This window comes from Mesorhizobium sp. M4B.F.Ca.ET.058.02.1.1 (assembly GCF_003952505.1).
Taxonomy (GTDB): Bacteria; Pseudomonadota; Alphaproteobacteria; order Rhizobiales; family Rhizobiaceae; genus Mesorhizobium.
This window is the reverse complement of the sequence record NZ_CP034450.1, coordinates 2919033-2941632: the sequence shown is the minus strand read 5'-3', so window position 1 is coordinate 2941632 and position 22600 is coordinate 2919033. Positions and strand designations below refer to the sequence as shown.

The 22600-nt window shown below is 61.7% G+C and carries 26 protein-coding genes; 18 read left to right on the top strand and 8 right to left on the bottom strand.

The window, feature by feature from the left end; translation table 11 throughout:
• The first annotated feature begins 3 nt into the window (after nucleotides 1-3).
• The 14 genes from EJ073_RS14605 (at nucleotide 4) to EJ073_RS14540 (ending at nucleotide 11349) form a co-directional block, all read left to right on the top strand.
• Nucleotides 4-918 (top strand): ABC transporter ATP-binding protein, encoded by a 915-nt coding sequence (locus EJ073_RS14605; RefSeq protein ID WP_126056348.1) that lies wholly within the window; start codon nucleotides 4-6, stop codon nucleotides 916-918.
• Nucleotides 918-1814 (top strand): branched-chain amino acid ABC transporter permease, encoded by an 897-nt coding sequence (locus tag EJ073_RS14600; RefSeq protein ID WP_189341517.1) that lies wholly within the window; start codon nucleotides 918-920, stop codon nucleotides 1812-1814. Before EJ073_RS14605 ends, EJ073_RS14600 begins: the two co-directional genes overlap by 1 nt.
• A gap of 2 nt (nucleotides 1815-1816) precedes the next feature.
• Nucleotides 1817-2872, top strand: coding sequence for a branched-chain amino acid ABC transporter permease (locus EJ073_RS14595; protein ID WP_126056346.1), 1056 nt, complete (start codon nucleotides 1817-1819; stop codon nucleotides 2870-2872).
• A gap of 84 nt (nucleotides 2873-2956) precedes the next feature.
• On the top strand, nucleotides 2957-4297 hold the full coding sequence (locus EJ073_RS14590; protein ID WP_126056345.1) for an ABC transporter substrate-binding protein: 1341 nt from the start codon (nucleotides 2957-2959) through the stop codon (nucleotides 4295-4297).
• A gap of 71 nt (nucleotides 4298-4368) precedes the next feature.
• The gene (locus EJ073_RS14585) at nucleotides 4369-5160 is read left to right on the top strand and encodes an ABC transporter ATP-binding protein (protein WP_126056344.1); all 792 of its coding nucleotides are present in this window, start codon (nucleotides 4369-4371) and stop codon (nucleotides 5158-5160) included.
• Between the two features lie 23 nt (nucleotides 5161-5183).
• On the top strand, nucleotides 5184-6431 hold the full coding sequence (locus EJ073_RS14580; RefSeq protein ID WP_126056343.1) for an SfnB family sulfur acquisition oxidoreductase: 1248 nt from the start codon (nucleotides 5184-5186) through the stop codon (nucleotides 6429-6431).
• Nucleotides 6432-6537: 106 nt separating this feature from the next.
• A complete protein-coding gene (msuE, locus tag EJ073_RS14575) occupies nucleotides 6538-7098 on the top strand; it encodes an FMN reductase (protein ID WP_126056342.1) in 561 nt (186 codons plus the stop codon).
• Between the two features lie 572 nt (nucleotides 7099-7670).
• Nucleotides 7671-7976, top strand: coding sequence for a DUF982 domain-containing protein (locus tag EJ073_RS14570; protein ID WP_126056341.1), 306 nt, complete (start codon nucleotides 7671-7673; stop codon nucleotides 7974-7976).
• Nucleotides 7977-7994: 18 nt separating this feature from the next.
• Nucleotides 7995-8282 (top strand): DUF982 domain-containing protein, encoded by a 288-nt coding sequence (locus EJ073_RS14565; RefSeq protein WP_245455608.1) that lies wholly within the window; start codon nucleotides 7995-7997, stop codon nucleotides 8280-8282.
• A 278-nt stretch (nucleotides 8283-8560) separates the two neighbouring features.
• Nucleotides 8561-9061, top strand: a complete 501-nt coding sequence (locus tag EJ073_RS14560) for an Hsp20 family protein (RefSeq protein ID WP_245455607.1) — start codon at nucleotides 8561-8563, stop codon at nucleotides 9059-9061.
• Between the two features lie 94 nt (nucleotides 9062-9155).
• Entirely contained in the window at nucleotides 9156-9665 is a 510-nt protein-coding gene (locus EJ073_RS14555; RefSeq protein WP_126056340.1) for an Hsp20/alpha crystallin family protein, read from the top strand.
• Between the two features lie 438 nt (nucleotides 9666-10103).
• Nucleotides 10104-10415 carry a DUF982 domain-containing protein gene (locus tag EJ073_RS14550; protein WP_126056339.1) on the top strand — a complete coding sequence of 104 codons (312 nt, stop codon included), beginning with the start codon at nucleotides 10104-10106 and terminating at the stop codon, nucleotides 10413-10415.
• 335 nt (nucleotides 10416-10750) lie between these two features.
• Nucleotides 10751-10960, top strand: a complete 210-nt coding sequence (locus tag EJ073_RS14545; protein ID WP_126056338.1) for a hypothetical protein — start codon at nucleotides 10751-10753, stop codon at nucleotides 10958-10960.
• Between the two features lie 146 nt (nucleotides 10961-11106).
• Entirely contained in the window at nucleotides 11107-11349 is a 243-nt protein-coding gene (locus tag EJ073_RS14540; protein ID WP_126059230.1) for a DUF982 domain-containing protein, read from the top strand.
• Here EJ073_RS14540 and EJ073_RS14535 read toward each other — a convergent pair.
• Both EJ073_RS14535 and EJ073_RS14530 read right to left on the bottom strand, forming a co-directional pair.
• Nucleotides 11333-11611, bottom strand: a complete 279-nt coding sequence (locus tag EJ073_RS14535; RefSeq protein ID WP_126059229.1) for an usg protein — start codon at nucleotides 11609-11611, stop codon at nucleotides 11333-11335. The genes EJ073_RS14540 and EJ073_RS14535 overlap by 17 nt on opposite strands.
• A gap of 23 nt (nucleotides 11612-11634) precedes the next feature.
• Complete coding sequence (locus tag EJ073_RS14530) at nucleotides 11635-11976, bottom strand: hypothetical protein (protein ID WP_126056337.1); 342 nt, start codon at nucleotides 11974-11976, stop codon at nucleotides 11635-11637.
• 335 nt (nucleotides 11977-12311) lie between these two features.
• Between EJ073_RS14530 and EJ073_RS14525 the strand changes: the two genes are divergently transcribed.
• From EJ073_RS14525 to EJ073_RS14510, 4 genes are all read left to right on the top strand, one after another.
• A complete protein-coding gene (locus EJ073_RS14525) occupies nucleotides 12312-12626 on the top strand; it encodes a co-chaperone GroES (protein WP_126056336.1) in 315 nt (104 codons plus the stop codon).
• A 62-nt stretch (nucleotides 12627-12688) separates the two neighbouring features.
• A complete protein-coding gene (gene groL, locus EJ073_RS14520; protein ID WP_126056335.1) occupies nucleotides 12689-14317 on the top strand; it encodes a chaperonin GroEL in 1629 nt (542 codons plus the stop codon).
• A gap of 58 nt (nucleotides 14318-14375) precedes the next feature.
• A complete protein-coding gene (locus EJ073_RS14515; protein WP_126056334.1) occupies nucleotides 14376-14606 on the top strand; it encodes a hypothetical protein in 231 nt (76 codons plus the stop codon).
• Nucleotides 14607-14636: 30 nt separating this feature from the next.
• On the top strand, nucleotides 14637-14855 hold the full coding sequence (locus EJ073_RS14510; RefSeq protein WP_189375525.1) for a hypothetical protein: 219 nt from the start codon (nucleotides 14637-14639) through the stop codon (nucleotides 14853-14855).
• 162 nt (nucleotides 14856-15017) lie between these two features.
• On the opposite strand, the gene EJ073_RS14505 is transcribed toward EJ073_RS14510, so the two are convergent.
• From EJ073_RS14505 to EJ073_RS14480, 6 genes are all read right to left on the bottom strand, one after another.
• A complete protein-coding gene (locus EJ073_RS14505; RefSeq protein ID WP_245455605.1) occupies nucleotides 15018-16436 on the bottom strand; it encodes a LuxR C-terminal-related transcriptional regulator in 1419 nt (472 codons plus the stop codon).
• Nucleotides 16437-16817: 381 nt separating this feature from the next.
• Complete coding sequence (locus EJ073_RS14500; protein WP_126056332.1) at nucleotides 16818-17966, bottom strand: response regulator; 1149 nt, start codon at nucleotides 17964-17966, stop codon at nucleotides 16818-16820.
• Between the two features lie 13 nt (nucleotides 17967-17979).
• Complete coding sequence (locus EJ073_RS14495; RefSeq protein ID WP_245455603.1) at nucleotides 17980-18327, bottom strand: response regulator; 348 nt, start codon at nucleotides 18325-18327, stop codon at nucleotides 17980-17982.
• Nucleotides 18328-18341: 14 nt separating this feature from the next.
• On the bottom strand, nucleotides 18342-20996 hold the full coding sequence (locus EJ073_RS14490) for a GAF domain-containing protein (protein WP_190233859.1): 2655 nt from the start codon (nucleotides 20994-20996) through the stop codon (nucleotides 18342-18344).
• Nucleotides 20962-21567: an SCO family protein gene (locus EJ073_RS14485; RefSeq protein WP_126056329.1), complete on the bottom strand. Its 606-nt coding sequence runs from the start codon at nucleotides 21565-21567 to the stop codon at nucleotides 20962-20964. The genes EJ073_RS14490 and EJ073_RS14485 overlap by 35 nt, the downstream gene beginning before the upstream one ends.
• Nucleotides 21564-22571 carry an ABC transporter substrate-binding protein gene (locus EJ073_RS14480; protein WP_126056328.1) on the bottom strand — a complete coding sequence of 336 codons (1008 nt, stop codon included), beginning with the start codon at nucleotides 22569-22571 and terminating at the stop codon, nucleotides 21564-21566. The genes EJ073_RS14485 and EJ073_RS14480 overlap by 4 nt, the downstream gene beginning before the upstream one ends.
• Nucleotides 22572-22600: the final 29 nt, after the last annotated feature.

Genomic DNA, 22600 nt, shown 5'->3' with positions numbered 1-22600 from the left:
CAGATGCCGACCGCCAACTACGCCTTTGGAGTGGCCGAGGCTTCGGTCTATGCGCCGGAGATCCTGGCGCGAGGCCTGTCGGATGGGCAGCCATCGCACAAGGACGAGCCGGTTTCGGCCGACGCTTCACCGGCGCTGCTTGCGATGGAAGGCATCGGTCTGTCTTTCGGCGGCGTGGTGGCGCTGGCCGATGTCGATCTTTCCGTAGAACCGGGCGAGATACGCGCCATCATCGGGCCGAACGGCGCCGGCAAGAGCTCGCTGATCAATGTCATCAGCGGCGTCTACCGGGCCGATCGCGGCCATGTCGCGCTGCACGGCGTGCGCTATGCTCAGGTTCTGACGCAGCGTCTGGCGCGCTTGGGGGTCGCCAGGACATTTCAGAACCTCGCTTTGTTCAAGGGTCTCAACGTCCTCGACAATGTCGCGTCGGGTCTTGCCTACAAGACGCGGTCCAACTTCGCCGGCCAGATCCTCGGGCTTGGCCGCTCGCGCCGCGAGCAGGCCGAGCAGCGCGGCCGCGCCGACCAGATCCTCGAATTCCTGCATCTGACCGCGGTGCGCGACCGGCTTGCCGGCACCTTGCCCTACGGCCTGCAGAAGCGGGTCGAGCTTGCCCGCGCGCTGGTCGCCGAGCCGCGCCTGCTTTTGCTCGACGAGCCGATGGCCGGCATGACCGCCGGCGAAAAGATCGAGATGGCGGCCTATGTGCGCGCCGCCCGCGACCGCTTCGCCACAACCGTCGTGCTGATCGAGCACGATGTCGGCGTCGTCATGGGCCTTTCGGACCGCATCGCCGTGCTCGACTACGGGCGCAAGATCGCCGACGGCACACCCGACGAGATCAGGAACGATCAGCGCGTAATCGATGCCTATCTCGGCGTCGCCTCCGACAATGAGGATGGGGCAGGCATATGATCGGCGATTTCGACTACCAGTTCTTCCTCGAGGTGCTGACAGGGGGGCTGCTCTCAGGTGTCATGTACTCGCTGGTCGCGATCGGCTTCGTGCTGATCTACAAGACTTCCGGCGTGCTGAACTTCGCGCAAGGGGCGCTGCTGCTCTTCGCGGCTCTGACCTTCGTCAGCCTCGTCGAGCGCGGCGTTCCGTTCGCGCTGGCGCTGGCTGTCACCTTCGCCATCATGGTGGCGCTCGGCATCGGCATCGAGCGCGCGGTGCTGCGGCCGCTGACCAACAAACCGCCGATCACGCTGTTCATGGCCACGCTCGGCCTCTCCTACATCATCGAGGGCGCCGCCCAGCTCATCTGGGGCACGCAGGTGCACGGCCTCGAGCTCGGCATCGAGGACGTGCCGCTGGAAGTCGGCGGCGTGCTGATCAGCCAGTTCGACATCTTCGCCGCCGCCGTGGCCGCCGCCATGGTGCTGCTCTTGTCGCTGTTCTTCCGCTACACCCGCATCGGCCTAAGCTTCCGCGCCGTCGCCGACGACCAGTTCGCGGCACTTGCCGTCGGCCTCAGGCTGCCGCTGATCTGGGCGAGTGTGTGGGCCGCGGCCGGCCTTGTCGCCCTGGTGGCCGGGCTGCTGTGGGGCGCGCGTCTCGGTGTCCAGTTCTCGCTGTCGCTGGTGGTGCTGAAGGCGCTTCCCGTGCTCGTGCTCGGCGGCTTCGATTCCATCCTCGGCGCCATCGTCGGCGGGCTCTTGATCGGCGCCAGCGAGAAGCTCGCAGAGGTCTACATCGGCGACTATTTCGGCGGCGGTATCGAAAGCTGGTTCGCCTATGTCGTCGCGCTCGTCTTCCTGCTGATCCGTCCCTCCGGCCTGTTCGGCCAGAAGCTTGTCGAAAGGGTCTGACCATGAGCGCGATCGCAACCGAATTGCCCGCAGCCGAATTGTCCACGGGCGCAGGCCTGCCGAAATGGCTGGCGCCGTTGATCCTCGTCGCCTTCGCCTACACGGTCGTGCCGCTCATCGGCGGCTCCTATCTGTTCGAGGCGATCCTGCTGCCGTTCCTGGCGCTCAGCCTGGCGGGCGTCGGGCTGAACCTCCTCACCGGCTATGCCGGCCAGATGTCGCTCGGCAGCGCTGCTTTCATGGCGGCAGGCGCTTTCGCGGCCTATAATTTCAACCTGCGCATCGAAGGCCTGCCGCTCGTCGCCAGCATCATCCTCTCCGGCCTCGTCGCCGCCGCCATCGGCATCGTCTTCGGCTTGCCAAGCCTGAGGCTCAGGGGCTTCTACCTGGCTGTCTCGACGCTCGCCGCGCAGTTCTTCGTGCAATGGGCGCTGACCAAGTTCAGCTGGTTCTCCAACGACTCGGCCTCGGGCGTCATCGACGCGCCCAGGCTTGTTATCGCCGGCTTCGAGTTCGAGGGTGCGGTCGGCCGTTATCTCTTCGCGCTCACCGTCGTCGTCATCCTGACCTTCCTCGCCTACCGGCTGGTCGAGTCGCAGACGGGGCGCAACTTCATCGCCATCCGCGACAACGAGACGGCGGCACGCATCATCGGCATACCGGTGCTGAAGACGAAGCTGCTCGCCTTCGCCATCTCGTCCTTCATTATCGGCGTCGCCGGCGTCATCTGGGCCTTCGCGTATCTCAGGACCGTCGAGCCGGCCGGCTTCAATCTCGACCGCTCGTTCCAGATCCTGTTCATCATCATCATCGGCGGCCTCGCTTCGATACGCGGCGCGTTCCTCGGAGCGGCGCTCATCGTGGTCTTTCCGCTGGCGCTGTCGCGCCTCGGCAATTTCCTGCTCGGCGACGTGTTCGATTCAGGCGTGCTCGACATGAGCCAGCGCATCGTGCTCGGCGCCCTGATCATCCTCTTTCTGATCCTGGAACCCGATGGGCTGGTCGCCCTGTGGGACAGGGTCCGAAGACGGCTCCTGCTCGCCTGGCAATCGAGCTAGCCGGCTCGGGGCAGCGGCCCCGACCAACCAGACATCGGAAAATGAACCAAGGCCGAACAAGGCCAAACCGGGAGTACCTCAACCATGACCTTCCTAACCACAGTAAAGGCAGTCGCGCTGTCGGCGGCACTGGCCGTGTCGGTGGCCTTGCCGGCCGCCCACGCCGACGAGCAGTATTTCCCGCTGCAGAGCTATCGCGTCGGACCCTATGCGGCCGGCGGCACCGGCTTCTTCGGCGGCTTCATCGACTATCTCAACCTCATCAACACCCGCGACGGTGGCGTCAACGGCGTCAAGCTGACGTGGGACGAGTGCGAGACCCAGTATGAGGTCGAGCGCGGCGTCGAGTGCTACGAGCGGCAGAAGAGCCACGCCGGCGCCGCCGCCTGGAACCCTCTCTCGGTCGGCATCGCCTACGCCATGATCGACCGCATCACTTCGGACAAGGTGCCGCTGATCACGGTCAACCACGGCCGCACCGACTCCACCGACGGGCGTGTGTTCCCTTACGTCTTCCCGCTGCTGCTCAATCCCTACAGCGAGACGTCCGGCATCGTGAACTACATCGCCTCCAAGGAAGGCGGCATCGACAAGCTGAAGGGCAAGAAGATCGTCGTGCTCTATCACGGCTCGCCCTATGGCAAGGAGACGATCCCGATTTATGAATTGCTGGCGCAGAAATACGGCTTCACCGTGCAGCAGATCGAGGTGCCGCATCCCGGCAACGAGCAGCAATCGCAATGGCTGACGATCCGCCGCGCCAAGCCGGACTTCGTCGTCCTGCGCGGCTGGGGCGTGATGAACCCGGTGGCGCTGAAGACGGCCGTGAAGGTCGGCTATCCCGTCGACCACATCATCGGCAACGTCTGGTCGAACTCGGAAGAAGACGTCATCCCCGCCGGCGACGCCGCCAAGGGCTACACCGCCATCACCACGCAGGCCTCGGGCAACAGCTATCCGGTGGTCAAGGAGATCGTGAAGACCGTCTACGACGCCGGCAAGGGCAACCTCGAGGACAAGTCGCGCATCGGCTCGGTCTATCACAACCTCGGCATCGTCAACGGCATCCTCAATGTCGAAGCCATCCGCATCGCGCAGGAGAAGTTCGGCCATCGCACGCTGACCGGCGACGAGGTCCGTTGGGGCTTCGAGCATCTCAAACTCGATCCGGCCAAGGTCGAGGCGCTCGGCGCCAAGGACCTGTTCCACTCCATCAATGTCAGCTGGGATAATCACGAAGGCGAAGGCTACGTGACCTTCCAGCAGTGGGACGGCAAGAAGTGGAACGTCGTCTCCGACTGGATCGCCCCCGACTGGGCGCTGCTGCGGCCGATCATCGAGAAGTCGGCCGAGGCTTACGCGGCGGAGAAGGGCATCAAGCTGCGCACAGCCGCCGATGCCGACGCGGTAGCCGCTACCAACTGATCCACTCGAGCGGGCGCCGGACCAGGTTCCGGCGCCCGGTCACCTCATTTGCAACAACCGGGAAAGACGCGATGCCAGGCAATGACGTCATCCTTGTCGTGGACACAATCCACGCCACCTACAACCACGCCATCACCGCGCTGCACGGCGTCAGCTTCGAGCTCAGGCGCGGCGAGATCCTGGCGCTGCTCGGTGCCAACGGCGCCGGCAAGAGCACGACGCTGAAGGCGGTCTCCAACCTCCTGCCCGCCGAGCGCGGCCAGATCAACGCCGGCGCGATCCGCTTCGAAGGAAGCGACGTCACCCGCCGCAAGCCTGGCGACCTCGTGCGCGCCGGGCTCGTCCAGGTGCTGGAGGGGCGCCACTGCTTCAAGAGCCTGACCGTCGAGGAGAATTTGGTCTCCGGCGGCATCGGCCGCAGCGGCCGGCGCGCCGAGATCAACCCGGACCTCGAACGGATCTACGGCTTCTTTCCGCGGCTGGCCGAGAAGCGCCGCACGCTTGCCGGGCTGACCTCGGGCGGCGAGCAGCAGATGACGGCCATCGGCCGGGCGCTGATGTCACGCCCCCGCCTGCTGGTCCTCGACGAGCCGTCCATGGGGCTCGCGCCGCTGGTCGTCCAGGACATCTTCCTGGCGCTGAGGAAGCTCAACCGGGAGGCCGGCCTGTCGATCCTGGTCGCCGAGCAGAACTCGGCCGTCGCACTCAGATATGCCGACCACGCCACCGTGCTCGAGAACGGGGTTTCCGTCCTGTCCGGACCGGCGGCGGAGCTGCGCCAGCGCGAGGACGTGCGCGCCTTCTATCTCGGCCAGCAGGCTTCGCCCGCCGCGCCCGCCGTCCATCTTCATGCCGTCGCCTGAACCGAAATCCGAAGGAGAATGAAATGACTGTGTCCAACGTGAAGACCGACAGGGCTGCTGCCGCCGTGCCACCCGTCGCGCGGCCAGCCGAGCCGGCGCACATCATCAAGGACGACGCCGAGGCTATCGCGGTCGCCCAGAGGCTCGCCGCCGAATTCGTCAAGGACTCCTCCCGGCGCGACCGCGACCGGGTCTGGCCCGTGGCCGAGCTCGATCAGTTCTCGCAGAGCGGCCTGTGGTCGATCAACGTGCCGAAGGCGTTCGGCGGCCCCGAAGTGTCCTACGCGACGCTAGCCAAGGTGATCGAGATCATCTCGGCGGCCGACTCCTCGATCGGACAGATCGCGCAGAACCATCTCGGCGTCGTCGCCGCCATCCGCACCGTCTCCGACAAGGACCAGCAGGCAGTGCTCTTTCCCGAAGTGCTGAAAGGCACGCGGTTCGGCAACGCCTTCTCGGAATTCGGCTCCAAGCGCGCCGCCGATTTCGAGACACGCTTCACCGACGCCGGCGACCACGTCGTCGTCAATGGCCAGAAGTTCTATTCGTCCGGGGCGCTTCTGGCGCATCTGGTGCCGATCGTGGCGCTCGACGATGAGGGCCGCGCCTGGTACGCGATCGCCGACCGCGGCGCGCCGGGCCTGACGGTGATCGACGACTGGTCGAGCTTCGGACAGCGCACGACGCTGTCGGGCACGGTCATCATCGACAACGTCAAGGTGCCGAAGACGCATCTCGTGCCCGGCTACAAGGGCTATGACAAGCCGACCGCCGACGGCGCCATCTTCCAGATCATCCAGGTCGCGGTCGACACCGGCATCGCGCAGGCGGCGATCGACGAGACGGTCCAGTTCGTCCGGACCAAGAGCCGTGCCTGGATCGACAGTGGCGTCGACAATGCCTGGGACGATCCCTACACCATCCAGGCCATCGGTGATCTGACGCTTCGCCTGCACGCCGCGCAGGCGCTGCTGGAAAAGGCCGGCCACGCCATCGACACAGCCGTCGCCGAGCCGACCGCCGAGACGGTGGCGCACGCCCAGGTCGTCACGGCGGAGGCGAAGATCCTGTCGACCGAGATCGCGATTGCGGCGACGAACAAGCTGTTCGAGCTTGCCGGAACGCGCTCGACGCTTGCCGAGCACAATCTCGACCGGCACTGGCGCAATGCCCGCACCCACACGCTGCATGATCCGGTGCGCTGGAAATATTCGATCCTCGGCAAGTATTTCCTCAACGGCGAGAAGCCGCCGCTGCACGCCTGGAGCTGATCGCGCCGTTCCGTCGAGCCCGTCGGCGTCGACCAAGTTTCCCCAAGCGGCGGCCCGGCCGAGCCGCCTACAGATCAATCCAGGAGCCACCCCGGAGTCCGCCCCTATGTCAAATCCAGCAATCGTCGGTTTTTCCGGCAATATCACCCGCCCGTCGAAGACGCGCGCCTTCGTCGACCTCATCGTGCAGGACATCGCAACCCGCCACCGCCTCTCTTCCAGAACCTATGACATCGATGATGTCGGTCCGTCGTTGGGCACCGCCAAATGGGCGCGTGACCTCGACGCGCGGGCGCAGGCGATACTTTCAGACGTCATTGCCGCGGACGTGCTCGTCGTAGGCTCGCCGACCTACAAGGGCAGCTATACCGGGCTGTTCAAGCATTTCTTCGACCTGATCGATCCGTCGGCGCTGAGAGGCAAGCCGGTGGTTCTCACCGCCACCGGAGGCGGCGAGCGCCATTCCTTGATCGTCGAGCATCAGCTCAGGCCGCTTTTCGGTTTCTTCGAGGCTTTCGCGCTGCCCACAGCCGTCTACGCGACCGATAAGGACTTCACAGATGGCGTGCTGCGCTCCGAACTGATCCTGAAACGGGCGGCGCAGGCTGTTGATGAAATCGCGGTTCTGCTCGTTAATAAGTCCGGAGTCAGAATAGCAGCCGAGTAGCCATGCGGCGGTGCTGCAGCGGCTAGTCGCGTAGTCTCGCTTTCCTAGCCGACGCTAGCGCACCTTTACAGTCTCGGACAAGCCGGGCGCATAGGGCGGATGCAAGGTCGCTTACTGGAAAAACGGACGTTCCGTTGCGGCCCCTCGCAGCCTTTAATAATGCTCGGCCGGAGCCGCTGAAGGGGGTGAGGGCTATCGACGTCAACCGCGTCGAAAACACGGGAACCTACCTATCCGTGTCCGATTTGTGTGCTTCGAAAATCGCATAAAGGGCAGTGTGAAACGCGGGCTGGAGGCCAGGCATTTGTTCTTGGCTCTTTCGTTAATGGAATGGACTACCTACTGGCAGATACGCTTGGCGAGTCGTCGGCGCTCATCGGCACGCTCGACGAAGACCCCCGTGAACTCGCTTGCGACATTATCGAGAGCTAGGTTCCCAGAAATTTTTGCGACTGTGATCATCCGGTCTTGACGCTGGAAATCGACCTTCACATATTTTTCGCAGGTCGCCGCCGTTCGTTGGGGCGACCATCGTCAACAACCCGAAATCGTTCAAAGAATTGGAGGTTTCTATGAGCGAGAGAACATTCGAAAGCCCTTTGTTCGTGAGAGCCGCGGAAGGTCTCATTCAGGAAATAGCCTGCCTTGAGGAAGCCTTCGATTTCCTCGATGAATGGCCTTCGCACCGGCGCGGAGTGATCTATGAGACCGCGAAGCGGGCATGCTGCCGCGCCTTCGACGGCAGCGTGCCTTTGCAAGTCGCCCGCGACGCGTTCGCCGGCTTTGCCCGGTCGGTGAAAATCCTCGAGGATGGCGTCACGGCGATGCCCTGGATGGCCGGCGCGAAGATGGGCCAGACCGGCGGCATTGCCGCCTGACTGTTTCGGAGGGAGGAAATGATGCTTTCCCAGCCTTTCGAAAAGCCCGTTCGCGTCTGGGTCGGGCTTGGTTTTCCGCGGCAGTTGAACTCCGTTGTCGATGCCTACCAGTTCGTCACGGATTGGTGTGGCAACAGTCCGGAGCAAAAGGCGGCGATCCGCGCCTGCAAAGCCGCGCTGGCCGGCGACATCGACGCAGAGACCGCGCGCGGCATTCTTGTGCGGTTCGCTAGGAAGAAGGACATCCTGGTGGAAGACGGAACGATGATGCCAGTCAAAACCACGGGGAGACCGTTGCACGTCTGATAAGCAATCGACCTCGGGGCGACGGCCATTCGGCCGCCGCCCCGCATCGCCAGCCGCAATGCGCCGCAATCCCGTGGCGCGGCATAGTCTTGAAGATCGATACCTCTCCGCCTTGGCATTCCAGCCAGGACCTTCCCGACCGGACTGAGCTGGCAAACTGCCTTTTCAGGCCTTGAATGGCGAAATCGCCTAACTAAATCGTAAAATGCCGGAGGCCCATTTAGGGGACCGGCCTGTCGGACGGATGCAAGAAAGCGTCCGACAGCAAGCTTGTACCCATGTTGCTCAAAGGAGGATGTGGCTATGAGAAACACTTTCGACTTCACCCCCTGTTCCGGTCGGGCATCGGCTTCGACCGAATGTTGAACGCGCTCGAATCCGCGAGCCGTGTGGAGACAGTCGACAACTGGCCTCCCTACGATATCGCCAAAAAAGGGGAGGACGACTACCGCATCACCATGGCGGTGGCCGGCTTCTCGCAGGATGAGCTGGACATCACCCAGGAGCACAACATGCTCATGGTGTCCGGCCAGAAGCCCGCGGAAGACAATGCCGAATACCTGCACCACGGCATTGCCGAAAGGGCCTTCCGTAGACGGTTCGAACTGGCTGACCATGTCAAGGTCGTGAACGCCAGCCTCGTGAACGGTCTGCTGACGATCGATCTCAAGCGCGAGATTCCTGAAGAGATGAAGCCGCGCCGCATCGAAATCGGGAGCGTCAAGGCAAAGCCGAAAGCCGAGGCGAGGCAGATCGAGGCCGACACCCGGGCTGCCTGACGCTGTCCGGTGACCGACTGGACAAGGCGCCGGACGATAGGCCCGGCGCGCCGGAAAGTATTGTAATCCATGACCGAACAGAAGGAGACGACATATGAGTGTCCGTGATCTTATTCCGTGGAGCCGTGGCAATGGCGACCAGCTTCCGAGCGTCTTTCGAGACAATGATCGCGATCCGTTCCTGTCCTTGCATCGCGAGGTGAATCGATTGTTCGACGACGTGTTCCGTGGCTTTGATTCCAGCCTGCCGGCCTTGGGCAGGGCTTCTTCCTTCGGCGGCGGCTGGCCGAGCGTCGAGATTTCCGACGGCGAGAAGGCGGTTAAGGTGACCGCCGAAGTACCCGGTCTGGAGGAAAAGGACATCGAGGTCCTGCTCGACGATGGCGTGCTGACGCTGAAGGGCGAGAAGCGCTCGGAGATGGAAGATAAGGACAGGCAGTTCTCGGAGCGCTACTACGGCCGCTTCGAGCGCCGTATCCGCCTCGGTTACGAGGTCGAGGAGGACAAGATAGACGCCCGCTTCAAGAACGGTGTACTGACGGTCACGCTGCCGAAGACCGCGAAAGCGCAGTCCCAGGCGAAGCGCATCGAAATCAAGCACTGAGGCAGTTGTGGTGGCGGCGGCTTGAGCCGCCGCCGTCCTTCGCCAATCGGGGAGGGATACAATGATGCAGAACGCCACTCAGATCGCATCGGAACTGTGGCGCGGCAAGGGCATGGTCATTGTCTTCGTGACAGGAAGCCCAGACCAGATTCCTCCGCCTCGGTTCAGGGCGGCAAGCCGCGAGCCAAAGGAAAATGAATTGGGCGCGGCTAGCCGGCACTGCGGATTTCTTCGGACGGAGGGTCATTTGAATCGGAAGCCAGTCAAACCGCCGCGGAAGGGTGGAAACCCGGTGTGCCACTCTCTTGAACTCACAAGAGGCACTTCCAATATTTTTTCTGTGACCCCATCGCGTCACAGCGAAATTGTGCGTGTCCTTGCACGGCTATTCCCGCTGAGTGGGTCTCGTATGCGCTCCACGGCCAGAAGGAGGTTGCTATGGAAAGTGGAACGTTCAAGCAGCCGATTTTTGTGAGGGACGACGGCTTCGTTCTCCGAAGGATCGACTGTGTTATGGATGCCATAGAGTTCCTTGAGGAATGGGCGGTCGAAAGACGTGGCCTTCTTCACGCCGCGGCATCTGAAACGTGCTGTTCCGCTTACGACGGCGGGAAGTCTGTCGAGGCGGCACACAAAACCTTTACGACTTGGGCTCGCAGGGTCGGGGTTATCGAGGATGTCCCCGTGGCACCGTCATGGATGACAGGACCGAAGATTGGCGCGGACCACTCTTTGGAAACTGATGCCTGAAATTCGAAGCAACGGTCTCCGTACCGCCGCAGCATCCGGTCGATCGCGAAAAGGATCAGTACAGCGGAGAGCGACATGGTCTCTGATCTCTCTGATCATCTGAAACCACGACGAAGCGCCAGTCCTTGGAGCGCTGGCTGGGGATGCGAGTTGGCAAGGAAGAAATTGCCCCCGCCAGATAGGCTTCCTGCCGATGCGGATCGGGACCGGGCGACCAGCCCATGGATGCGATGTCCTGTAGCAGCTAGCCATACGCCCTTGACCCAGATGGGGTCGTCATTGAGAAGCCCGTGGTGGCGTCCGTTTCCGGGCATGGACGGAGGAAACGATGAGTAATGACACGTAAGGACGTTGTCTCGGTCCTTGGGCCGATCGACGAAACGCTCATCGCCGATATCCTGTCCACCGGCGCCTCGTTCGAGGAACTGCGTGAGGCCTGGGGCTGGCTCAACGGCGACGAGGCGCTGATGGGCGAAGGACGGCCGCTGCCGGGCACGCGCGTTGCCGAACTGATCGACCTCCTTGATGCCGACGAGGACGATTGAGCGCTCCGATGCGGCAAGAGCTCCACGTCTTGGCGTTACGAGCAGGGCGATTGCTTGCTGGCAAAAGACATCAAAAACGGAGGAAGTGATGAACGACGTTCGTTTTCCCCCCCGCCTCGCGCAAGGTCGCCAGCAGCTTCGAGGCACTGGAATGCCTGGACCAGCAGTGGCCCCATTGGGCGCGCGGAGGGAGTTGGCGTGCTGCCGCGCGCGCCTGCCGTGACGCGCTGGACGGATGGCGCAGCGCACGCGATGCGCACAAGGCCTTCCTCAGGGCGGCAAGGCGGGCTGGGTTGGTTCTGCCGGCAGCGCGCGCTCCTCGCAAGTCAAGCCAACCACGGATGATCGGCGCCCTGCGGCCCGAGATGAGCTTCATTGGATGGCAATGACCCCGTCGACGGCGCGCCATTCCGACGGCTTGATCAGCCGGTGGTGGGCGACGCGCACGGAGTGCAGCGCGCCGTCCAGCTCGCTTTCCCAATAGTCGAGAAAGCCTTTCAGCTCCGGGAAGTTCGGCGCAAGATCGTATTCCTGCCAGACATAGAGCTGGAGCAGGCTCGGGTGGTCAGGAAAATGGTAGTGGATTTCGGCCGTGGTCAGGCCGTAGCCTTCCATCTGCAGGCGGAATTCCCTGCTGACCGCAGTGACCATATGCGTCTCCTTGACTTGCGACATCAGGCGTCCAGGCGGTCAGACATGTGCCTGTGGCCACTCTCAGCCGGGATCGGGCGGTTTGCGTTGTCCAACCGGCATAGGGCATCCATGATCTGATCGAAGGAGATCGTCTGCTCGGCTCCCGGCGGTCGGCGCAGCGTCGGAACGGATTCCACCGCGCAGGCATCCGAGGCCCAGGACGAGAGGATCGCCCGCTTCTCCTGAATGTCGAGCGTATCCTCCTTAAGGACGTCGTCTGGATGGGTGAAATGGCGCGCCGGCGACAACAAACGGTCGAGCGCGAGGTCGGATGTTTCGGGAACAAGAGAAAGGTTGATCGGCTTGGGATTGTGTCGGTCCATCGTGGTCCTCCGTCTTTCCAAAAGCTCCTTTGTCAGACTCCGGTTTGACGCCATCGCCGGCGGCGAAGGCTTGGATTATCTTGTTCCTTCGTCGGGAAAATTCAAGCGGGAATGCGCGGCTGTAATCCAAATTAGCCACATGTTTTCATGGCACTAGCACTCGATTGGTGCGAGTGCCAAAAAATTCTGCCGAACCTCTTGAAACCGAAAAGTCGCAGAACTAGCTCGATATGCGCGCGATGCCCGCGAGGGGTCGCCGCACCCCGCACCGATCCGATATTGCCGGTCCGGTGTGGAAGAACCTCAAAAATCTGTTTGTCCAGAAGGAGAACGATATGGCGTTCCGTCCATTGCATGACCGTATCCTGGTCCGCCGCGTCGAGGCCGATGAAAAAACGGCCGGTGGCATCATCATCCCCGACACCGCCAAGGAGAAGCCGCAGGAGGGCGAGGTCATCGCCATCGGACCTGGTTCGCGAGATGAGAGCGGCAAGCTCACGCCTCTCGACGTCAAGGCGGGCGATCGCATTCTGTTCGGCAAGTGGTCCGGCACTGAAATCAAGCTCAACGGCGAGGACCTGCTCATCATGAAGGAAAGCGACGTGATGGGCGTGATCGAGAATGCTGCGGCGGTCAAGAAGGCCGCCTGACCGGGGCTTCGATAGAACCCTCAATCAAGTCAATGAAAACTGCCCAGACAAGGAGTGATCCAATGGCTGCCAAGGAAGTCAAATTTCATTCCGATGCCCGCGAGCGCTTGCTGCGCGGCGTCAACATCCTCGCGGACGCGGTGAAGGTGACCCTCGGCCCCAAGGGCCGCAACGTCGTCATCGACAAGTCGTTCGGCGCCCCGCGCATCACTAAGGACGGCGTCACCGTCGCCAAGGAAATCGAGCTTGAGGACAAGTTCGAGAACATGGGCGCGCAGATGGTCCGCGAGGTTGCCTCGAAAACCAACGACATCGCCGGCGACGGCACCACCACCGCGACCGTGCTTGCCCAGGCGATCGTTCGCGAAGGCGCCAAGGCGGTTGCATCGGGCATGAACCCGATGGACCTGAAGCGCGGCATCGACAAGGCCGTCGAAGCCATCGTGGTTGAGCTGAAGACCAATGCCCGCAAGATCACCAAAAATGACGAGATCGCCCAGGTTGGTACGATATCGGCTAATGGCGACGCCGAGATCGGCCGCTTCCTTGCGGAAGCCATGCAAAAGGTCGGCAATGAGGGCGTCATCACGGTCGAGGAAGCCAAGACCGCCGAGACCGAACTCGAAGTCGTCGAAGGCATGCAGTTCGACCGTGGCTATCTCAGCCCGTATTTTATCACCAACCAGGACAAGATGCGTGTCGAGTTGGAAGAGCCCTATGTGCTTATCCACGAAAAGAAGCTGTCTAATCTGCAGGCACTGCTCCCGGTGCTGGAGGCTGTCGTTCAGTCATCCAAGCCGCTGCTGATCATCGCCGAGGATGTGGAGGGCGAAGCGTTGGCGACACTGGTCGTCAACAAGCTGCGCGGTGGCCTGAAGGTCGCTGCCGTCAAGGCGCCCGGCTTTGGGGATCGTCGCAAGGCGATGCTGGAGGATATTGCCATCCTCACCGGCGGGACCGCGATCTCGGAAGATCTTGGCATCAAGCTTGAGAATGTCACGCTGGCGATGCTCGGCCGCGCCAAGAAGGTGGTGATCGAAAAGGAGAACACCACCATCGTCGACGGGGCCGGCTCGAAGAGCGAAATCCAGAGCCGCGCTAGCCAGATCAAGGCGCAGATTGAGGAGACGACCTCCAATTACGATAAGGAAAAGCTGCAGGAGCGGCTAGCCAAGCTCGCCGGCGGTGTCGCCGTCATCCGGGTCGGCGGCTCGACCGAGGTCGAGGTCAAGGAGCGCAAGGACCGCGTAGACGATGCCATGCATGCGACGCGCGCTGCGGTCGAGGAAGGCGTATTACCGGGTGGCGGCGTGGCGCTTCTGCGTGCGGCCAAGGCACTGGACAGGGTTCAGGCCGAGAATGAGGACCAGAAGCACGGTGTCGAGATCGTGCGCCGCGCGATCGAAGCGCCCGTGCGACAGATCGCCGAGAATGCCGGCGCGGAAGGATCGATCATCGTAGGCAAGCTACGCGAGAGGCCGGAATTCGGCTGGGGCTGGAACGCACAGACCAACGCGTTTGGCGACCTCTACAACGAGGGCGTCATCGATCCGGTGAAGGTGGTGCGGACCGCACTTCAGGATGCGGCATCGGTTGCCGGCCTGTTGGTGACGACGGAAGCGATGGTTGCCGAGAAGCCGAAGAAGGAACCCGCGGTGCCGGCAATGCCGAGTGGCGGCATGGATTTCTGACGAGAAACGGCGGTGTCCGCGCCCATGAGGCGCGGGCACCTGACAAATGGATAGAGCCATGAACGTGACGAACTTCAACGTGATTCCGCCGCCGTCACACGCGGCCACCGATCTGAACTACGAAGCGGAACTGAAGGTCGCGCTCGACCCGGTTCTAGACGATTTGTTGGACAGAACCGCGGCTGCGGGTTGGGACCGGCGGAAAACCGCGTACACGATAATGTTTTTGGCCGCTCGCAAACTTACGGACACCATGCCGAGCCCAGAAGCTACCCGTTCAACGAGCTAGTGCTAGCCGATCCCCGGACAAGCCTGGGATTTGAACTTTTGCGAGGAACTGCATGCGATCGAAGCGGTTGTCGCCGGGCTAGCCATTGCGATTTTAAGTGTCGTGGTCGGCCGCGAACTGGAAAACGGCTCCCTCACCAAGGCGCATCCAATGTCTCTGCCGGGCTACAGCTTTTATGTCGTCTGGATGCAGCACGGTCCGACGGGGTGGTGGAGCCCTTTCCTGGCGTGGATGAGAGCCGTGATCTAACGTCATTGCGCAGCATTGTGGTGCTCGGGCATCCCCACCATCGGACATCGACGCTCCGGCCCCATATTGTGGAGGGCAACTTCGCGCCTTTGAGCGGTCATTCGCCGCTTGTGCTAAGGCTGCTGGCTCAGGAAAGCTGCCGGCCTCAGAAACGGAAAGAAGTTACGATAGACCCGCACGCCGAGAGCCCTCTCTGATTGCGGCAATGGCCGCTGGATTGGTGACCGGGTACGTGTTGATGAACAATTCGGGAGTGAAGCTCGGGAACTCGTCCTTCAGTCGCGCAGCCATCTTGGTGGCCCGCATGGTTTCACCAAGCATCGCATGAGCCATTGCAAAGAACAGAAGCGTGGCAGGCGAGTCGGACGGGGACCGACGCAGCCCAACCAACGATTCCCGGTACAGGCCAAGGACAAAGCAGCAGCGCCCCAACATTCCAAAGTACCACGGAACATTAGGATTTAGCCGGATCGCTCGCTTGGCCAATTCGTAGCCATGCTTGGCATCGCTCCCAACCAGAGCCAAGCTTCCTGCAAGCAAGGCAAGTATGTCAGCGTTATTTGGGGACGACGCCAACACTCGGTCATGTTCTTCGACAGCAGCGTCGATGTCGCCCTGCAAAGCCCGAAGATCAGCGAGCATTATTCTTGCGTAAATATCGGCCGGATCGAGGGCCAAAGCTTGCTTGACACATGCGCTCCAGCTCTCAATCGAGACAGAAACATCATCGGAAAACCCGTTGCAAGCGTCCACAGCATGCGCAAGAGCCAGCGCGGTCCAGGCTCTTGCAAGACCCGGATCAAGCTCGACTGCACGCGTCAGTAGCCGTATCCCTTCCTTGTTCGAAGCTCGGGTGAAAAGGTGCTTCTGCTCAAGGCCAAGCAGGTAGCAATCATAGGCTTGCAAACTTGTTGGTGGCCTCCGACGCACTGCATCGCGTCGCAGGTTGGCGAGTTGACCGTGGCAAGTAGCAAGAACATTGATGACGTTTTCGGTCACGCTGTCCAGCATCGCAAACAGGTTTTCTGCAAACCGATCATAACGCGCTGTCCAAACATCGACCCCTGTGCGGGAGTCGACGAGTTGCACCCAGATGCGTACCCGCTGGCCCTCCGCTTGCACGGTTCCTTCCATCACATAGTCGGCACTCAACTCTCGTCCGATGGATCGAACATCATCGCGCCGCTCCTTGTATGAGAGCATTGTCTGGCGGGCTATCACGCCCAAGTCGGGGTAACGGGCGAGATCAACGATGATGTCCGCCGACAACCCTTCCGCGATACGCGTCCACCGTTCTTCTCCACCGAGGTTGTCAAACGGGAGAACTGCGACGACAGGCGGCCCCCACCGGTCTGTCGAAGGGCGTTCGAATGGTGACTGGTCGAGTCCTTGGAGGCGGCGATCCGCAAGCAACGCAGCGAGCGCCACTTTGCAGCGAACGTCGAGTTTCCGATAGATCGCCGACAGATGGGTCCGAACCGTGGCCGGCGCTATGAAGAACATCTCGCCGATTTCACGATATGTCATCCCCTGAGCGAACTTTGCCGCTATCATCCGCTCCCGGTTCGACAGAACGGTCAAGGGATTGTCTACGACTCTAAGCATTGCCCTCAACCTCGAACCGCTTTCGGCGAGAAGCCAGATCTAGCGAGGGCAAAAAGTACTACAAATGCGGGGTCGAAAACACCGCATTTGTGTGGTTCCGTCTGGCGGCCACCGGCGCTAGCGGCGCGCCTCATCGCGGTCGTGTTGAGAGGTCGTAACCGCATCACAAAAGCAGACATCGGCGTGTACAGGTGAGGAGGCTCGTTTGCGCCTCTAATTTAGGCTGCCATTGGTTGCCACTCGCGGAACGACCACTTTCTGCCTGTTGCGGCGATTTCGAGATCGGTCAATGGTTGGGCTGCTTTTGTGCCGGTGGTTCGACGCGACGCATCGTCCGAAAGAGGCGGAGGGCGCCTACTAGCTTGGCCGACCGATCCACCGCACGATTTCATAGGCAGGCATCGGGCGGCGAAAGCCCTTCAGCGTCAGTTCGCCAACAGGAACGGATTCGACCAGCGACTCAACAGCTCCGACGACCCGTTGGCTAACAAGAATCTGGCGCGATTTGGCCTCCTCGCATAAACGGGCGGCATGGTTCGACACAGTGCCGATGACGGCATAGTCCGAGCGCTGATCAAAACCGATGCGCCCGATGGTTGCGTGGCCTCTGGCAATGCCGATCCCAAAGCCAAGCAAATAGTCCCGCTTGCGCCATCGCTCTGAATGCTCGTCAATCGCGTCGCGCATTGCGGCAGCCATTGAGACAGCTCTCTCGCTGTGGTCGGCACATGGCAGCGGATCGTTGAAAACCACGACGATACCGTCGCCCACGAACCGCTCAAGAGTCCCCTCGTGGCGGACAATTTGTTCGCCAAGACAGGAATGATACTCCGCCAGAACTGTCATTACTTCTTCGGGTTCGGCGGTCTCTGCGAAGGCCGTAAAGCCGCGCAAATCGCAAAACACAACCGTCACCTCGCGGCGGTGGCTCTGCAAGAGCGCATCTCCATTGCCCGCCGCAACGATGAGGTCGGCGACCTGTTCGGGCAGGAACCGCCTGAGCCGCGCCATTCGCTCGAGTTCCGTCACCTGCTCAGCCACGGTTTGCTCGAGCGAGCGGTTCCAGTCGGAAAGTTGCGCGGCTTGGTGCTCAAGGCGTTTGGCCTGGCTCGCGACAATGTCGTGAAGCGCCTTCTGGCGCAACATCGAGCGCACCCGCGCTAGCAGCGCCCTGTGCTCGAAGGGCTTTGTCAGATAGTCGTCGCCACCAGCGTCCAGCCCCTCGACTAGGTCGCGCGTATCGGCCTTCGCGGTGACAAGAACAACGGGGATCGATCGCAGCGATTGATCGTGCTTGAGCATGCGGACCACACTGATGCCGTCGAGCTTCGGCATCATGATGTCGAGCAGGATCAGATCAGGCGTGAGTTCGCGGGCTTTCGCAAGCCCCTCTTCACCATCGGCGGCGGTTGCAACTTCGTAACCATTCGCCTCGAGGCGCATGCGCAGGATCTCAAGGTTTTCCGGAGTATCGTCGACCGCGAGAATGCGAGGCGGATCGTGCAAGGCGCTGCCTCCCTCAAGAAAGGAACCCGCGAATCTCGGAAAGCAGCTGGCGCGGACTGAATGGCTTGGCAATGTAACCATCGCACCCAGCAGCAAGGGCTTTCGCCTCGTCGCCCGACAACGCGTAGGATGTGACGGCGATGATCGGAATGTGCCGGAGCGCCGGGTCGGCCTTGATGCGGCGGGTCGCTTCATACCCGTCGATCACCGGGAGCTGGATGTCCATAAGGATCAGGTCTGGCCTGTGCGCTCCCGCCGCAGCGATGCCGGCTGCGCCGTCCGTCGCCTCGATCAGTTCGTATTCGGTGGTGGCAATGAGATCGCGGATGATCTGGCGGTTGTCCTCGGTGTCTTCCACCATCAGGATTCGTTTGCTCATGCGGCCCTCGCGTCCTCATTCATCCGGATCGGTATTTTCAGACGGAATGTCGACCCTGACCCGATCACGGACTCGACGTCTATGGTTCCGCCATGCATTTCGGCGATGCGCTTCGAGATCGCCAGGCCAAGACCTGTGCCACCCTTCTGCCTGGTGCTGCTGTTGTCGACCTGCTGGAATTCTTCGAAGATGAGGGCCTGGTCCTTGGACGCGATGCCGGGACCGGTGTCTCGGACGGTGATCTCGAAGTGCCCGTCGACCACATCGGCAAGAATGTCGACCGCACCCGTTTCGGTGAACTTCACGGCATTGCCTGCAAGATTCAACAGAACCTGCGTTAAACGGCGTTCGTCCCCGCGGCCGATTGGAAGGTTCTCGGCAACAGTCGTTGAAAGCTCAAGACGCTTCGCTCGTGCCAGCGGCTCGACAGCCGTAACGGTCGAGCGAACAATCTGCGCGACGGAGTAGTCCTCGATCGCCAGCGTGAGCTGGCCGGCTTCGATCTTGGAAAGGTCGAGTACGTCGTTGATGAGCCCGAGGAGGTGACGGCCGTTTGCCTGCACGCGCGCGACGGTCGTCTTTGCCTTGTCGGGGAGTTCTCCGTAGATGCCGTCGACCAGCAGTTCTGTGAAGCCCAGAACTGAATTGAGCGGTGTCCTGAGCTCGTGGCTCATATTCGCCAGGAATTGGGACTTGTGGCGGCTGGCTGCCTCCAGCTCCTGGCCTTTCTCCTCAATGTCGCGGAACAGCTTGGCATTCTGGATCGCGAGCACCGATTGGGCTGCGAAGGTCTCCATCAGGTGGACAACTTGCTCATGGAAGGCACCTGGCTTGTGGCGCCTGACGACCAGTGCACCAACGATCTTGTTGGGCCTCAGCAGCGGAACGATCAGGATACCGCGATATCCGGCGTCGACGATCGTCTTTCTCACAAGGAAGGAGGAGGTTTCCTTGCTGAGGTCGGGAAACTGTACCGGCATGCACCGTCCGGGCGCGTCGCCGATCCCCATATCGGCCAGCCCGATCGTCTGGTGTGAGACTGCGGCGATAAGCTCATCGCTCATACCGAAGTTTGCGCGCGGACGGAATTGCTGCCGCGTGCTGCTGAACACGTAGATCGTGCCAGCATCCGTCTCCGACAACTGGACCGCTTTGGCGACGATCGTTTTCAGCACCGTGTCGAGATCCAGCGTCGAATTGACCGCCTTGCTCACCTCACCAAGCGCCTCGAGTTCACCAACAGACGCGGCAAGCTCGCGCGTGCGTGACTGCACCGCCTCGAAGAGCCGCGCATTCTCGATGGCGATCACGGCTTGGTCGGCAAATGTCTCGACGAGCGCGATCTCCTTGGGATTGAAAGGATGCTGCTCAACCCTCGTCATGACGAATACACCAACGAGATCACCTTCCCGCATGAGCGGGGCAGCGAGGACGGTGCGAAACCCGCCTGCCTCAGCGATCAACGCAACGCGGTATTCCGGATCAGTGATCACGTCTTCGATTTGCACGATCCGCCGTTCTTCGACTACGCGCCCTACGGCGGAGCCTCGGCCTGCGGCAAGTGCCGGAACTGGATTGGCCTCCACATAAGCACGGAAGCTGGGCGGGTAGCCATGGGTCGACACATAGCGGAACTCGCCATCAAGCAACTGCACGATACCACCCTTGTCGGCACGGCTGAGCCTGACAGCCGATTCCACCAACGTATCGAGCACGACCTGCAGATCGAAGGTAGAGCGGCTGATGACCTTCAGGACGTCTGCAGTGGCCGTCTGCTGCTGAAGCGCCTCGTCGAGCTGCTGGGTGCGCGTCTCGATCTCCTGATACAGGCGCCCCAGCTGGTCGGAGGTCTGGTTGAGGTTAGCGGCGAGCACTCCAAGTTCGTCGCGATTGGCGACGGCAACCTGTTGGGCGAAGTCGCCGGCCGCTATCTGGCTGAGACGCGCTTCGATTTTCTTGACCGGTTCGATCAACGACCAGGAGATGATGTAACCGAGGCCCAACGCCAAAAGGATACTGCCCACGGCAAACGAAACCACGATCAGTCTGGACGTGCCGTACGCACTCTCGGTCGTTTCGATGGCCGCCAACATGTCGGCTTCGGCCATGTTGACCAGCTGGTTTGTCAGCCGCTCGAGGCGATCAGCCGACGGTATGATTTCATCAAGCTGAACCTTGCGCGCCTCCTCAGTACGGCCGGCGCGGACGAGTTCTACCACGTGCGTCACCCCGGCCGTCACTCGTTCGTACTCTTGCCTGACTTGGCCAAGCACTTCCACCTCGGCTTTGGCGACGAACTCCATGCGGTCGAGGTCGTAGCCGAACTGATTGAGCTGGCGCAGCGCCGCGTCCAGCATCCGGTCGTCCTGAAGCAACAGGGCGGTGGAGATGCCATAGAGCTGGGTGGTCGTATCGTGCTGTACCTGGCGGTAGGCTGCGATCCTGCGCTGCAGCTTGATCAGCTCGTTGGTCTGATCGTTGACCCCACTCAGCACCTGCAACCCGACGGCCCCGAGCACGATCAGCAGGCCGACGATCGACAGGAATGCGATCAAGAGCTTGGTCTGGACGCGCGCCGGCAGCCGGGCAACCCAGCCAACGAGCCGGTTCGTTATGCTATTTGGATTCGTCCAAGAGGCTGACAAGGTCATCCCGGAACTCCTCCAAGTCGAACCGGACGCCAAGATACTGTACTCGCAAGATGCCATTCGGGTCTACGAGCGACGTCAACAAGGTATGGTCGACATCTCCGTTCGCCACCTTCTTCGCGATGACCCCATATTTCCGTCCAACCTCATGGACAATCGCCGGGTCGCCGGTAAGAAACGACCAGCCCTTCAGATCGGCGCCAAAATTGTGCGCATATTCCTTCAAGACATCGGGGGTATCGCGCTCCGGGTCGACAGTGATCGAAACGAAGTCGATCTTCGATCCGAACGTAGAGCCCAGCTTCTCCTGCACGCTGGCCATATGGGCGGTCAGCATCGGGCAGACCTCGGTACAGTACGTATAGATGAATGCAATGGCGACCACCTTGCCGCGGAAGTCGCGCAGCGACACCGGCTTGTGGTCCTGCGATATCAGCGTGAAATCCGGTGCAGTGCCCATCATGGGCAGGCGCTCGCTGTCCCCCGCGTGCGCTGACGCGTCGTGCGCAGAGGTATGCGCAGGCGCAGCGACGAGGGCGAGGAGCAACAACGCGCGCGTCGGCCAGCGGCTCATGTCTTCATCTCGCGCTTGAGCTCCTTAAGGAAACGCCAGTCGGTGCCGCTGGCGATGATCTGCTGTGGGCTCGATTTGATCATGCCCGTCTCCTGCATGCGCAGCGCGTAGAAGCGCATCGAGGCTTCGGCGTCGTAGTCCCGCCAGACGTCGTACCGCGTGTCGCTCAGCGTTTGCAGCGCGTATTCGTAGCTGTCGACGAAACCTCGCTCGACCATCTGCCCTGCACTCCATGCGGGATCCGACGCGCAGAGGTCGGCGCCCTTGACGATCGCCCTGAGCACGCGCTTGGTCGCCACCGGGTACTTGTTCACGTAGTCCGCAGCGGCCGAGGTCATGCAGCAGAAGTGCTGTGACCACGGGCGGTCGATGGTTGTGTTGAGGATCGTGTGGCCGATTTTCTTGGCACGCAGTTGCTGCGTCTCCGGCGGCGTGAAGAGGTATGCATCGAACTTTCCGTCGGCGAAGGCTTCCACCGGCTTGCTTTCCTCGACCCATTCGAAGTCGTTGTCGGGATCCAGTCCGATATAGGCGGCCATCAGGGCAACCAGCACGCGCGACGGCGCATCGATGTCATGCATGCCCACCCGCTTGCCCTTGAGATCCGGGATGCCTTGGATGTTGTCGTTGGCGATCAGCTCGAGACACCCGGAGTGCAGACCGCCAAGCACCTTGATTGGCACGCCGACGTCGATCGACGCGACATGGACCGGCGCGTAGTTCATGCTGAAATCCGTGTCGCCGCGCGCAATCCACACCGCCTGATCGACTTTCTCATCCCCCTGCACGTAGCGGACGTCGGTGAAGCCCTCCGCTTTGAGGAGCTCTCCGGCCAGGTACATCCCTGCCCAGCAATAGGCACCATCGATCCACCGCGGCAAGCGAACGGAGGTCGTTTCAGGGGGTGCCTCGGCCCAAGCGTCAGTCGTTGCGCCGATGAGACCTGCAGCGCCTGCTGCCGCAGCACCGGCCATGAAGTGGCGACGGTTCTGGATGATTTGCATGGGGTTCTTCCTCGCGTTGAAAATGGCAC

Bases quoted from the DNA above. Each gene is read 5' to 3' on its own strand.
- EJ073_RS14605 (WP_126056348.1), top strand. From the start codon at position 4: ATGCCGACCGCCAACTACGCCTTTGGAGTGGCCGAGGCTTCGGTCTAT.
- EJ073_RS14595 (WP_126056346.1), top strand. From the start codon at position 1,817: ATGAGCGCGATCGCAACCGAATTGCCCGCAGCCGAATTGTCCACGGGC.
- EJ073_RS14590 (WP_126056345.1), top strand. From the start codon at position 2,957: ATGACCTTCCTAACCACAGTAAAGGCAGTCGCGCTGTCGGCGGCACTG.
- EJ073_RS14585 (WP_126056344.1), top strand. From the start codon at position 4,369: ATGCCAGGCAATGACGTCATCCTTGTCGTGGACACAATCCACGCCACC.
- EJ073_RS14580 (WP_126056343.1), top strand. From the start codon at position 5,184: ATGACTGTGTCCAACGTGAAGACCGACAGGGCTGCTGCCGCCGTGCCA.
- msuE (WP_126056342.1), top strand. From the start codon at position 6,538: ATGTCAAATCCAGCAATCGTCGGTTTTTCCGGCAATATCACCCGCCCG.
- EJ073_RS14570 (WP_126056341.1), top strand. From the start codon at position 7,671: ATGAGCGAGAGAACATTCGAAAGCCCTTTGTTCGTGAGAGCCGCGGAA.
- EJ073_RS14565 (WP_245455608.1), top strand. From the start codon at position 7,995: ATGATGCTTTCCCAGCCTTTCGAAAAGCCCGTTCGCGTCTGGGTCGGG.
- EJ073_RS14560 (WP_245455607.1), top strand. From the start codon at position 8,561: ATGTTGCTCAAAGGAGGATGTGGCTATGAGAAACACTTTCGACTTCAC.
- EJ073_RS14555 (WP_126056340.1), top strand. From the start codon at position 9,156: ATGAGTGTCCGTGATCTTATTCCGTGGAGCCGTGGCAATGGCGACCAG.
- EJ073_RS14550 (WP_126056339.1), top strand. From the start codon at position 10,104: ATGGAAAGTGGAACGTTCAAGCAGCCGATTTTTGTGAGGGACGACGGC.
- EJ073_RS14545 (WP_126056338.1), top strand. From the start codon at position 10,751: ATGACACGTAAGGACGTTGTCTCGGTCCTTGGGCCGATCGACGAAACG.
- EJ073_RS14535 (WP_126059229.1), bottom strand. From the start codon at position 11,611: ATGGTCACTGCGGTCAGCAGGGAATTCCGCCTGCAGATGGAAGGCTAC.
- EJ073_RS14530 (WP_126056337.1), bottom strand. From the start codon at position 11,976: ATGGACCGACACAATCCCAAGCCGATCAACCTTTCTCTTGTTCCCGAA.
- EJ073_RS14525 (WP_126056336.1), top strand. From the start codon at position 12,312: ATGGCGTTCCGTCCATTGCATGACCGTATCCTGGTCCGCCGCGTCGAG.
- groL (WP_126056335.1), top strand. From the start codon at position 12,689: ATGGCTGCCAAGGAAGTCAAATTTCATTCCGATGCCCGCGAGCGCTTG.
- EJ073_RS14515 (WP_126056334.1), top strand. From the start codon at position 14,376: ATGAACGTGACGAACTTCAACGTGATTCCGCCGCCGTCACACGCGGCC.
- EJ073_RS14495 (WP_245455603.1), bottom strand. From the start codon at position 18,327: ATGGTGGAAGACACCGAGGACAACCGCCAGATCATCCGCGATCTCATT.
- EJ073_RS14490 (WP_190233859.1), bottom strand. From the start codon at position 20,996: ATGACCTTGTCAGCCTCTTGGACGAATCCAAATAGCATAACGAACCGG.
- EJ073_RS14485 (WP_126056329.1), bottom strand. From the start codon at position 21,567: ATGAGCCGCTGGCCGACGCGCGCGTTGTTGCTCCTCGCCCTCGTCGCT.
- EJ073_RS14480 (WP_126056328.1), bottom strand. From the start codon at position 22,571: ATGCAAATCATCCAGAACCGTCGCCACTTCATGGCCGGTGCTGCGGCA.